Source organism: Neisseria weixii, from assembly GCF_002327085.1.
In the GTDB taxonomy this organism is placed as follows: Bacteria; Pseudomonadota; Gammaproteobacteria; order Burkholderiales; family Neisseriaceae; genus Neisseria; species Neisseria weixii.
In genome coordinates, this window is record NZ_CP023429.1 from 380,120 (window position 1) to 392,455 (window position 12,336).

The 12,336-nt window shown below is 48.9% G+C and carries 6 protein-coding genes and 3 pseudogenes; 7 read left to right on the top strand and 2 right to left on the bottom strand.

Annotation, left to right across the window (positions count from 1 at the left end):
- Positions 1–59: 59 nt before the first annotated feature.
- The 3 genes and pseudogenes from dnaN (at position 60) to CGZ65_RS02025 (ending at position 5,826) form a co-directional block, all read left to right on the top strand.
- On the top strand, positions 60–1,163 hold the full coding sequence (gene dnaN, locus CGZ65_RS02015) for a DNA polymerase III subunit beta (RefSeq protein ID WP_096294618.1): 1,104 nt from the start codon (positions 60–62) through the stop codon (positions 1,161–1,163).
- Between the two features lie 224 nt (positions 1,164–1,387).
- Positions 1,388–3,778 (top strand): annotated as a pseudogene (gene gyrB, locus CGZ65_RS02020) (DNA topoisomerase (ATP-hydrolyzing) subunit B).
- A 539-nt stretch (positions 3,779–4,317) separates the two neighbouring features.
- A complete protein-coding gene (locus CGZ65_RS02025) occupies positions 4,318–5,826 on the top strand; it encodes a catalase (RefSeq protein WP_096294619.1) in 1,509 nt (502 codons plus the stop codon).
- 572 nt (positions 5,827–6,398) lie between these two features.
- Here the strand turns inward: CGZ65_RS02025 and msrAB are convergent.
- Positions 6,399–7,393: pseudogene (msrAB, locus tag CGZ65_RS02030) on the bottom strand (bifunctional peptide-methionine (S)-S-oxide reductase MsrA/peptide-methionine (R)-S-oxide reductase MsrB); the annotation flags it as partial.
- A 109-nt stretch (positions 7,394–7,502) separates the two neighbouring features.
- Here msrAB and rfaQ point away from each other — a divergent pair.
- Positions 7,503–8,582, top strand: a complete 1,080-nt coding sequence (rfaQ, locus tag CGZ65_RS02035) for a putative lipopolysaccharide heptosyltransferase III (RefSeq protein ID WP_096294620.1) — start codon at positions 7,503–7,505, stop codon at positions 8,580–8,582.
- A gap of 201 nt (positions 8,583–8,783) precedes the next feature.
- On the opposite strand, the gene CGZ65_RS02040 is transcribed toward rfaQ, so the two are convergent.
- Entirely contained in the window at positions 8,784–9,128 is a 345-nt protein-coding gene (locus CGZ65_RS02040; RefSeq protein ID WP_096294621.1) for a porin family protein, read from the bottom strand.
- Positions 9,129–9,228: 100 nt separating this feature from the next.
- On the opposite strand from CGZ65_RS02040, the gene CGZ65_RS02045 reads away from it, so the two are divergent.
- The 3 genes and pseudogenes from CGZ65_RS02045 to CGZ65_RS02055 form a co-directional block, all read left to right on the top strand.
- Entirely contained in the window at positions 9,229–10,035 is an 807-nt protein-coding gene (locus CGZ65_RS02045) for a carbon-nitrogen hydrolase family protein (protein WP_096294622.1), read from the top strand.
- Between the two features lie 69 nt (positions 10,036–10,104).
- Positions 10,105–10,632, top strand: coding sequence for a crossover junction endodeoxyribonuclease RuvC (gene ruvC / locus CGZ65_RS02050; protein ID WP_096294623.1), 528 nt, complete (start codon positions 10,105–10,107; stop codon positions 10,630–10,632).
- Positions 10,633–11,986: 1,354 nt separating this feature from the next.
- Positions 11,987–12,319 (top strand): annotated as a pseudogene (locus CGZ65_RS02055) (LpxL/LpxP family acyltransferase); the annotation flags it as partial.
- Positions 12,320–12,336 lie beyond the last annotated feature (17 nt).

The following is a 12,336-nucleotide window of genomic DNA, read 5'->3' on the forward strand; positions in this document are numbered from 1 at the left end:
GTAGGCCGTCTGAAACCGAAAACCAACAAAATCCAAACAAAATCCAAAGGACTTTCCCCATGCTTATTTTGCAAGCCGACCGCGACAGCATTCTCAAGCCGCTGCAAGCCGTTACCGGTATTGTGGAACGCCGCCATACCTTGCCGATTCTGTCTAATGTGTTAATCGAAAGCAGCAACGGCCAAACCAATATCTTGGCGACCGACTTGGAAATCCAAATCAACACCCACGGGCCCGAAAGCCAGGCGGGTGATTTCCGCCTCACCACCAATGCCAAAAAATTCCAAGACATTCTGCGCGCGCTGCCGGATAGCGCCATTGTGTCGCTGGATTGGGCGGATAACCGCCTGACCTTGAAAGCAGGCAAATCACGTTTCGCGCTGCAAACTCTGCCGGCGGAAGACTTTCCGTTGATGAGTGTGGGCGAAGACGTGAGCGCGGCTTTTTCACTGACGCAGGAAACCTTTAAAAACATGCTCTCGCAAGTGCAATACAGCATGGCGGTGCAAGATATCCGCTATTATCTCAACGGCTTGCTGATGCAGGTAGAAGGCAACCAATTGCGCTTGGTGGCGACCGACGGCCACCGCTTGGCGTATTCCGCCACCACCATTGAAGCCGAATTGCCGAAAGCCGAAGTGATTCTGCCGCGCAAAACCGTGTTGGAACTGTTTAAGCTCTTAAATCATCCGGGCGAAGCCATCAGCGTGGAATTGTTGAATAACCAAGTGCGTTTCCGCTGCAACGATACCGTGATTGTGAGCAAAGTCATCGACGGTAAATTCCCCGATTTCAACCGTGTGATTCCGTTAGACAACGATAAAATTTTCTTGGTATCGCGCAGCGAATTGCTAAGTGCATTGGAGCGTGCCTCGATTCTGGCCAATGAAAAATTCCGTGGTGCGCGTTTGTTCTTGCAACCGGGGCTGCTGAGCGTGGTGTGTTCCAATAACGAGCAGGAAGAAGCGCGTGAGGAATTGGAAATCGCTTATCAAGGCGGTGAATTGGAAGTGGGTTTCAACATCGGCTATTTGATGGACGTGTTGCGCAACATCCATTCGGATGATATGCAGCTTGCTTTCGGCGATGCCAACCGCTCGACCTTGTTCACCATGCCGAACAACCCCGATTTCAAATATATTGTGATGCCGATGCGTATCTGATGAAAATATATCCGTAAAGCCGTCTGAAATTGTTTTCAGACGGCATTTTTTATGGAATATTTGCATGCATAAAAGCTGAAATACTCAACAAAATCAGGTATAATGACATGTTATTTGCCGTTGCGTTACGGGTTTGGCCGGTATCGATTTCCGCCATGCCGAAGCGCACTTGAAAAAGTATTCAGACGGCCTGTTTTCTATTTAGTTTCAAAAAGATAAAGATTATGACCGACCAAAAACACGAAGAATACGGCGCAGACAGTATCCAAGTCTTAGAAGGCTTGGAAGCGGTGCGCAAACGCCCGGGTATGTACATCGGCGATACGCAGGACGGCAGCGGCCTGCACCACATGGTATTTGAAGTGCTCGACAATGCGATCGACGAAGCCTTGGCCGGTCATTGCGACAAAATCACCGTCACCATTCACGCCGACAATTCCGTCAGTGTGTCCGATAATGGCCGCGGCATGCCGACCGGCATCCACCCGAAAGAAGGCCGCTCGGCAGCCGAAGTGATCATGACCGTGTTGCACGCGGGCGGTAAGTTTGACAACAACAGCTACAAAATCTCCGGCGGCCTGCACGGCGTGGGGTGTCGGTGGTCAATGCCTTGTCTGATTGGGTGACCTTAATCATCTACCGCGACGGTAAAGAGCATTTTGTGAAATTTGTAAACGGCGCGGCGGAAAAACCGTTGGCCGAATTGGGGCATCGGATAAAAAAGGCACCATCGTGCGTTTCCGTGCCAGTGAAGAGACCTTCGGCAATGTCGAATACAGTTTTGATATTTTGGCCAAACGCATCCGCGAATTGTCGTTCCTGAATAACGGCGTGGACATCGAATTGACCGATGAGCGCGACGGTAAACACGAAAGCTTTGCCTTGAGTGGCGGTGTGGCCGGTTTCGTGCAATATATGAACCGCAAAAAAACGCCGCTGCATGAAAAAATCTTTTATGCCACCGGCGAAAAAGACGGCATGAGCGTGGAATGCGCCATGCAGTGGAATGACAGCTACCAAGAATCGGTGCAATGTTTCACCAACAATATTCCGCAACGCGACGGCGGCACCCATTTGGCGGCTTTGCGCGGCGTGATGACGCGTACTTTGAATGCCTATATCGAAGCTAATGAAGTGGCAAAAAAAGCCAAAGTCGAAACCGCCGGTGACGACATGCGCGAAGGCTTGACCTGCGTGTTGTCGGTAAAGCTGCCTGACCCGAAATTCTCATCGCAAACCAAAGACAAGCTGGTGTCGGGTGAAATCGGGCCGGTGGTGAACGAAGTCATCAACCAGGCTTTGACCGAATTCTTGGAAGAAAACCCGAACGAAGCCAAAATCATCACCGGAAAAATCGTCGATGCCGCACGCGCACGCGAAGCTGCCCGCAAAGCCCGTGAAATCACCCGCCGCAAAGGCGTGATGGACGGTTTGGGTTTGCCGGGCAAGCTGGCGGACTGTCAGGAAAAAGATCCGGCCTTGTCAGAACTGTATCTGGTCGAGGGGATTCCGCCGGCGGCTCGGCCAAGCAAGGCCGTGACCGCAAATTCCAAGCGATTTTGCCGTTAAAAGGTAAAATTCTTAACGTGGAAAAAGCGCGTTTTGAAAAAATGCTGGCCAGCCAAGAAGTGGCGACGCTGATTACTGCGTTGGGCGCGGGTATCGGCAAGGAAGAATTCAATCCGGAAAAACTGCGTTACCACCGCATCATCATCATGACCGATGCCGACGTCGATGGTGCACACATCCGTACACTGTTGCTGACCTTCTTCTACCGCCAAATGCCGGAATTGGTCGAGCGCGGCTATATCTATATTGCTCAGCCGCCTTTGTATAAAGCCAAATACGGTAAGCAAGAGCGTTATTTGAAAGACGAATTTGAAAAAGACCAATGGTTGTTGGGTTTGGCTGTAGATAAAGCCAAATTGGTTTCAGGCGGCCGCACCATCGAAGGCGAAGAATTGGCGCAAATCGCCAAGCAATTCTTGTTGGCCAAAGCCGTGATCGAGCAAGAAAGCCGCGTGATTGACAGCTTGGTACTCAATGCCATGCTCTATGCCAAGCCGGTGGATTTATCGACGGCGGAAAGCACCGATAAAGCCATTGCTGAGTTGGGCGGTCTGCTCAAAAATCAGGAAATTGCGTTGCAACGCATTGAAGGCCATCAAGAAGGCAGCCATTTCATCAAGATTACCCGTCAGTTGCACGGCAATGTTGCCATCAGCTACATCGAGCCGAAATTCTTGAGCAGCAAATCTTATCAAACCATCGTGCAAACTGCGGAAATGTTGGATGGTTTGGTCGGTGAAGAAGCAGTATTGCTGAAAGGCGAGAATGAGCAACCGGTTACTAGTTTTGAAGAAGCCTTGAATATCTTGATGAGTGCCGCGCAAAAAGGCATGAGCATTCAGCGATACAAAGGCTTGGGCGAGATGAATCCCGAGCAATTGTGGGAAACCACGATGGATCCGAACGTGCGCCGTTTGCTGAAAGTGCGCATTGAAGATGCCATTGCGGCGGATGAAGTGTTCGTGACCTTGATGGGCGATGAAGTCGAGCCGCGCCGCGCGTTTATCGAAAACAATGCCTTGATTGCGCAAAATATTGATGCTTAATTGATTTAATGTATCCAAATGCCGTCTGAAACACAATTTCAGACGGCATTTTGTATGTTATTGGCGGCATCGCATTCAACCGGTAAAAATGTAATTATTGCGTTAAATTTTAAGAGCCGATAGGTTGTCTGAATCCATTCATAACGTGGGGTATGATAATCAGTATGAGATTAAATATTTGTATTTAAAATAGAATAAAAGTTTATTTGGATGATTATCCTATTTATTTGATTTAATTTTTCGTAAAAATGCTGCTGTTGGCTGTGCTTTGTGTCACACTGTATGGGTCATGATAGACGATAGTTCCGGCTGAATATCAAGAGGTTAAAGCTGTTGTAAGATTAAAATTTAAATAGAAAATAATAATCTATCCTATAGTTTTAATAGCTAAATTATTCATGTATAGTCTGTATCATCGTAACAAACAGCAACGGGCGGCAGTCATCTCCGACCATGATAATAAAAGTCATCAAAGCAGCTTAAACTGAGCCTGCTTTAAAAGATTTCCATTCAATAACGTAATACCAAGGAGCAAAACCATGAATAAATGCCCTGTAAACCATTTGACTATGAGCAACGGTGCGCCGGTAGCCGACAATCAAAACAGTCTGACCGCAGGGCCGCGCGGTCCGTTGCTGGTACAGGATTTGTGGCTGAATGAAAAATTGGCCGACTTTGTACGCGAAGTCATCCCTGAGCGCCGTATGCATGCCAAGGGTAGCGGTGCATTCGGCACCTTTACTGTGACCAATGATATCACCCGATATACCCGTGCCTCTATTTTTAGCGAAGTTGGCAAGAAAACTGAAATGTTTGCCCGTTTTACCACCGTTGCCGGTGAGCGTGGCGCGGCCGACGCCGAGCGCGATATTCGTGGTTTTGCTTTAAAATTCTATACGGATGAAGGCAACTGGGATATGGTGGGCAACAATACGCCGGTATTCTTTTTGCGCGACCCACGCAAATTTCCAGATTTGAACAAGGCGGTTAAGCGTGACCCGCGCACCAATATGCGTTCTGCCACCAACAATTGGGATTTTTGGACTTTATTGCCGGAAGCTTTCCACCAAGTAACCATCGTGATGTCGGATCGCGGTATTCCTAAATCGTATCGTCATATGCATGGTTTTGGTTCGCATACTTACAGCTTCTGGAACAAAGCCGGCGAGCGTTTCTGGGTGAAATTCCACTTCCGTACCCAACAAGGTATTGAAAATCTGACCGATGAAGAAGCGGAAAAAATAATTGGCCAAGACCGTGAAAGCCATCAACGCGACCTGTATGAAGCGATTGAACGTGGCGAATTCCCGAAATGGAAAATGTATGTGCAAATCATGCCGGAAGCCGAAGCGGAAAAAGTGCCGTACCATCCGTTTGACTTGACTAAAGTATGGCCGAAAGGTGATTACCCGCTGATTGAAGTAGGTGAGTTTGAGCTGAATAAAAACCCTGAAAACTTCTTTGCTGATGTAGAACAATCCGCGTTTGCGCCAAGCAACTTGGTTCCGGGCATTGGTGTTTCTCCAGACAAAATGTTGCAAGCACGTTTGGTTAACTATGCGGATGCACAACGCTACCGTTTGGGCGTCAACCGTAATCAAATTCCGGTGAACGCACCGCGTTGTCCGGTACACAGCAATGCCCGTGACGGTTTGACCCGCGTGGACGGCAATTACGGCAGCTTGAAACACTACGAACCAAACAGCTTTGGTGTATGGCAAGAGCAACCTGATTTTGCCGAACCGCCTTTGAAAATTAATGGCGATGCCGACCACTGGAATTTCCGTGAAGATGATGCGGATTATTTCAGCCAGCCACGTGCGCTGTTTAACTTGATGAGTGATGTTCAAAAACAAGCCTTGTTCAGCAACACTGCCGCGGCTATGGGCGATGCGGAGGATTTCATCAAACACCGCCACATCCGCAACTGCTTTATGTGTGACCCTGCTTACGGCGAAGGCGTTGCCAAAGCTTTGGGCATGACCGTTGCCGAGGCACAAGCCGCCCGCGCGACCGACCCTGCGTTGGGTCAGCCGGGTTTGCTGTAATGTGGCTGGAAATCAGCGAGTGGATTATTCACTCAAAGCATGATTAAGTTTGATATGAGTAAAGGCCGTCTGAATGTTCAGACGGCCTTTTGTTTTATAGAACAATTTTGATTAAATTATTTCTCGACATAAATCTAAAACCAATAAACCAATCCTAGTTACTCAATCTGTGCGTCAGCGATTTTGTGTGTTTTTAAAATATCTTTAAATTCGCCAAACGCGCCTAAATTGATTTGAATATTTTGTTTCTCTATATAGATCATAATTTTTTGGTTTTGATGTTAGCAAACAAGCCAGAGACGCCTTTCGCCAATAGGTGTGCCCCAGGCCGAGATCATATTGGAACAACAAATGTTCTGCAACGAAGTGTCCAATCAGCGTCATATCGATATCGACCAAACAATTGGCACGAATTTTATTCGGTGAAGTTTGCTTGAGTGTGATGTTTCTGCTGCCGTTTTTCATCATGCCATTGATTTAAAATAATTTTCTTAGATTTTTATATTGGTTTTAAATAGTTTTCAGGCCGTCTGAAACTTCAGGCGGCCTTGTATTTGAAGGTGAAAAAACGTTCAGACGGCCTCAACCAAATATTTCCATTCGCCGTAGCCTTCTTCATCCATTTTATCCAACGGGATAAAACGCAGACTGGTGCCGTTGATGCAGAAACGCAGGCCGCCTAGTGCTTGCGGGCCATCGGGAAAACGTGTCCCAAATGCGAATCGGCCGCTTTGCTGCGCACTTCGATGCGATGCATATTGTGGCTTAAGTCTTCCAACATGGTAATGTGTTCAGGCACAATCGGTTTGGCGAAACTGGGCCAACCACAGCCGGAATCGAACTTATCTGCGGAGCTAAACAAAGGTTCGCCGCTGACAATATCGACATAAATACCCGGCTCGAACAGATGGTCGTAAGCGTGGGAAAACGGACGTTCGGTGCCACTTTGTTGGGTGACGTAATATTCCTCGTCGCTCAATTTTGCCCGAATTTCGCTTTCAGACGGCCTGCTGAATACACGCGGGGCGGCATTATCAGCAGATAAGGGTTTATACGCCAAACGAATGTCGATGTGGCAATAGCCGTTGGGGTTTTTGCCCAAGTAATCTTGATGGTAGTCTTCGGCAGGGTAGAAATGCTGTAAAGGCTCGCATTCGACTACAATCGGTGCGGCGTGTTGTTGCTGCTCGGCGGCCAAGGCGGCGCGGATAGCTGCTTCATCGTCCGGCTTGGTATAATAAATGCCGGTGCGGTATTGTTCGCCGACATCGTTGCCTTGACGGTTGAGCAAAGTCGGGTCGATGATGCGGAAATAGTATTGCAATATCTCGGCCAAGCTGATTTTTTCGTCGTCAAACACTACTTTCACCGCTTCGGCATGGCCGGTGTTGTGGTGGCAAACATCTTCGTAAGACGGATTTTCGGTACGGCCGTTGGCGTAGCCCGACACCGCTTCTACGACACCGTGAATGCGGCGGAAATAGGCTTCTACGCCCCAAAAGCAGCCGCCGGCCAGATAAATGGTGTGTGTCATTGTCATTCTCCGTTTGGAATTGAATGGCTTATATATATAAGGGCATTCCCTAAAATTCCTATTCGTTTTACAATTGCGGGCTATTCTTAAATTGGTGCCGAACTCATCAGGCCGTCTGAAAGCTCATGAAAGCTTATTTATTATGTCCATCGCTGACCCCAAACGAATTTTAATCATCAAATTGCGCCATCATGGCGACGTGTTGCTGACCACGCCGGTGGTGGCCGCCATCAAACAGCGTTTTCCCGATTGCGAAGTCGACATGCTGGTGTATCGGGAAACTGCCGACATCATCCGCGACAATCCCGAGATTACACATATTTTCAGCGTGGCCCGCGCGTGGAAAAAGCAAGGTCTGAAGGCGCAAATCAAACATGAAACCGATTTGTTCAAACAGCTTAAAGCGCGTCGTTATGATTGGGCATTTAACCTGTCCGACCAATGGCGCACGGCGTTTATTGCCAAATTTTGCACCGAATGTAGCGCGACTTTGGCTTATGGAAAGCGCGATAATGCGGCATGGCGGTTTTCCCATGATTTTATCAATCCTGATTTGGATGTGAACCATCATGTGATCGAGCGGCATTTGGCGGTGTTGCCGCCACTGATGGCGCGTGAAGATTGCGGCGAAGCGAAAGTGCTGCTCACCATCAGTGATGAAGCGCGGCAAAGTTGGGAGAACAAATTACGCCAACAAGGCTGGCGTGGCGAAGATTATGTGTTGGTGCATCCCGGTTCGCGTTGGTTGTTTAAATGCTGGGAAGACGGTAAAAATGCGGCAGTGGTACAGCTTTTGCTTAATCACGGCTGCCATGTGGTGCTCACCGCCGCGCCTGATGAAACCGAACGCAAAATGCTGGATGAGATTTTAGGCCGTCTGAATATTCCTGCCGGTGTGAAGGTATGGGATATGGGCGGTAAACTCAACCTGCGGGAACTTGCCGCTGCAATCGACGGCGCTCAATTGTTTTTCGGCGTCGATTCCGCACCTATGCACATTGCGGCAGCCTTGGATAAGCTACAAGTTGCTCTGTTCGGCTCGACATGGGTTGGCCGTTGGCGGCCGTATTCGGAACAGGCTGAAGTGGTGTGGGCAGGCGATTTCGGCGAATTACCGCACCCGGAAAGCATTAATACGGATGACAAAGCGCGTTTGCTCGGTGCGATTCCTTTGGAAGTAGTGTGGGAAAAAATCGCGGCAAAATTGGGCTTGCCGCGCTAGCCAGTATTTTGAGAACCAACAGGCCGTCTGAATATTCAGACGGCCTGAGACCTTTGCAAAACCCTATCTTTGGCACATTTCTTCGTTGCGCGCTGCTCGAAAGCTTGCCTATCTTCATGGTAGGTCTTCGCTTTCTGCGCTGCGACAACGTTGAACTGTACTCAAACCTAGGGTTTTACAAAGGTCTCAGCCTGTTGAGTTTCAGCGATCTTTCTCAAAACCGATATACGATTCGCCGCGCTGTTTACGTCCGCGCCATTCTTGGCGTAATGAGCCGTTGTTACTGCTGTTGCATTTATCCGAAGCGGTGGGTGCGTCTTGTTCCCATTGCCACGTCATTTGGCTGCCGTTGCTGCCAATCGGGTAAGAGCCGCGCAAACCGATAAAGCTGCCTTGATCGGCGATTTGGGTATGGGAAACAGGCTTGCCGTTGATTTTGGTGCGCGAGCTTTCTACGCCGCTTTTGAGTTCGCCGTAGATTTTCACTTCGGCATACGCCAGAGTGGGCAGGAGCAGGGCGGTTAGGATAAAGGCGGTGGATTTCATGATTTGCCTTTCGGGTGAAAAAAAATAAGATGGGGTAAGTATAACCGACTTGGCTGTAAAAGAATGACGGTTCAGTAAAGACCGTCTGAAAGGAAATGATATGGCTCACACAATCCGCGCTGCCGCCGTGCAGATGGTTTCCACTACTGACCCCGATACCAATATCCAAACCATGCGCCGTTTGGTCAAAGAAGCCGCCGAAAAAGGGGCTGATTGGGTGTTGCTGCCGGAATACTGGCCGGTTATGGGGCAGCAGGATACCGATAAAATTGCTTTTGCCGAAACATTGGGCGAAGGCAAACTTCAGACGGCCTTAAGTGAGGCCGCACGTGAAAACCGGGTGGTTTTGTTCGGTGGCACCATTCCTTTAACCAGCGATGAAGACGGTAAAGTGATGAACACCATGCTGGCTTACGGCCGCGACGGCCGGTCTTTGACGCATTACCACAAAATGCACTTGTTCGGCTTTTCCGGCTTGGGCGAACGCTATGCCGAAGCCGGCACCATCACTGCGGGCAAGGAAGTGCCTGATTGGCAGGTGGACGGCATGGGTGTGGCAGCGGGCGTCTGCTACGATTTGCGTTTCCCCGAATTTTTCCGCATGCAGGCGCCGTTTGACGTATTGCTGCTGCCCGCGGCTTTTACCTACACCACCGGCGCGGCACATTGGGAATTACTGTTACGCACGCGGGCAGTAGAAAACCAATGTTACGTTGTTGCTTCGGCTCAAGGCGGTAAACATGAAAGCGGACGGCGCACCTTTGGTCACAGTATGATTATCGACCCGTGGGGCGAAGTGCTGGCTGTGTTGCCGGAAGGTGAAGGTGTAGTGGCGGCGGATTTGGATGCGGGCCGTCTGAACAGCGTGCGTACGCGCTTACCGGCTTTGCAGCACCGTTTGCTTTAAATAAAAAAGGCCGTCTGAAACCGATTCAGACGGCTTGTTTTCCAACTTGAATCCAATGAATAAAAAAACATCCGCATTTTAGGCATTGACCCCGGCAGCCGCATAACCGGCTTTGGCGTGATTGACGTATATGGCCGTGAACACAGCTACGTTGCTTCCGGCTGCATCAAAACCATTCCCGGTGACGAACTGGCCGGACGCATCGGCGTGATTTGCGAACACATCAATGAAATCATTGATGTGTACCAACCGAATCAAACCGCCATCGAACAAGTGTTTGTAAACGTCAATCCGGCAGCCACGCTGATGCTCGGTCAGGCGCGCGGTGCGGTGATTGCGGCCATGGTGCTGCGTGGTTTGCCGGTGTATGAATACACGGCGTTGCAGGTAAAACAGGCGGTGGTCGGGCAGGGCAAAGCAGCGAAAGAGCAGGTACAGCATATGGTGGTGCAGATGCTGGGGTTGTCGGGTACGCCGCAAGCCGATGCGGCCGACGGTTTGGCCGTGGCGCTCACCCATGCGCTGCGCAATCATGGTTTGTCCAATCAAATCAACCGCAACGGTTTGCAGATTAAGGGCGGGCGGTTTCATGGTTGAGGCCGTCTGAAAAGATTGGATGTTTTCTGAAACCATATGAAACCATATAAGTGAGACTTTAATGTTAAACCATAGTTATGACAGGCGAAGCTTAAAAGCAGGCAAAAGAAAGGCGGCGCAGTTGCAGGTTCGGTCTCCGGGCGGATTTCCCTCACAGCGCAGAATTTTGGCAGCAGGCTTGAAGTCGCTGTCTTTGGGTAGCTCAAACAACGAACCTTTTATCCTGCCAAAATCCTGCTTCTTATTAAATTAAAGCAAGAAAAATTGGCATGTACGGCAGCACCAGACGGCCTGAAAGTGTCTCAAATCGCAAATTGCGGATTTTACAAACCTGCTGAAATTAAAGTAATACTTATTGATATCAATAAGTTAATTAGAAGCTGAAATCAGTTTGAAACTTTTATTATTTTTATTATTTTTTTCCTAACAAATCAGGAACAAGATCTGTTTTTTAGTTTCGAGTTCCTGATTAAATTTGTTTATTATTTTTATTGAAGGGGAGCATCATGTACGTTTTAGCAATGAAGACTTAACACGTGTCCAAGGCACTTTCGGTGTGATCGGTCAAGTGCGGGTTATTTAGTCGAACAGCAAATCAGCGGCGATAAATTTTCTCCGGCAAGCTTGCCACTTATGCTGCCGGAGGAGCAGTTGCAGGCGGAACCGCAGAGCCGATGGGGCATCTGGAGTTTCAACGGTACTTGCGGGTGGCAGCATCCGCGGTGTGGCAGGCAGACAAGGTTGGTAATGAACCGTGAAAAATAATCAGAGCAAGCTTTACTGTTTTGCTGGCAGTAGGCTGGGGCATATTGTAACTGTGCAACCGCCGTATCGAGAATCCCACATCGGGTGACGTGATTTTGATCATGGCAGCCATCGCTGTTTGGACTGTCCCCGTTCCTCAAACATCCCGGCAGAAAATTTTCTGTTCGCTGACTTATGGTGCCATATTCTTCTGCTATGCGGCAGTTTATCTGGCAGGAAAATACGGTATCTGACTTTACCCTGCTGTCAGCGGCAAAGCGCAAGCTGCACATTTCTTAATTGCCCATTGTTTCAGACGGCCTGAAAGGCCGCCTGAACGTATTTTCGACAGGCGTTTGTTTCGGTGGCTGCCTGTCATCATCCAAGACCGTGTATTCAGCATTCTGAAAAAGAGCGATATCAGACGCAACGGCGATTGATTTCAAACAGTTTGCTGTCAGGATTGTGCAAATACACTGATTTGAGTGCGTCCGACGCGCACATGCCATGGCTACTATAGTGAATTGAAATAAGAAAGGTACAAGGCGGCAAGGCGGAGACAGTACAGATAGTACGGCAAAGCTGCAGCCAACGAATATTTCAATTCACTATTATAGATATAACAGCCATTTATGTCGTGAAACCGCACCGCAAAGTCGGGCAGGTTAATTTGGAAAAATGTTTTTCCGAATGGAGCGGTGAAAAGCGTGAAGCTGTGTTGAAACGCCATTTTCAGCACATGGCCAAGCTGATGTTTGAGTACGGTCTTTATTGGTATGCGCCGGCAGAGAGGTTGCGCGGTTTTGTACGCTATGAAAACAAGCATTATCTGGATGATGTGCTGGCATCGGGAGAAAAAGTGATTTTGCTTTATCCGCACTTTACGGCGTTTGAAATGGCGGTGTACACGCTCAATCACAATGTACACCGCTATTTACATCAGTAAAAACAAAGCGATGA

Coding starts and splice junctions, on each gene's coding strand:
- CGZ65_RS02045 (WP_096294622.1), top strand. CDS start 9,229: ATGGCTCACACAATCCGCGCTGCCGCCGTGCAGATGGTTTCCACTACT.
- dnaN (WP_096294618.1), top strand. CDS start 60: ATGCTTATTTTGCAAGCCGACCGCGACAGCATTCTCAAGCCGCTGCAA.
- CGZ65_RS02025 (WP_096294619.1), top strand. CDS start 4,318: ATGAATAAATGCCCTGTAAACCATTTGACTATGAGCAACGGTGCGCCG.
- rfaQ (WP_096294620.1), top strand. CDS start 7,503: ATGTCCATCGCTGACCCCAAACGAATTTTAATCATCAAATTGCGCCAT.
- CGZ65_RS02040 (WP_096294621.1), bottom strand. CDS start 9,128: ATGAAATCCACCGCCTTTATCCTAACCGCCCTGCTCCTGCCCACTCTG.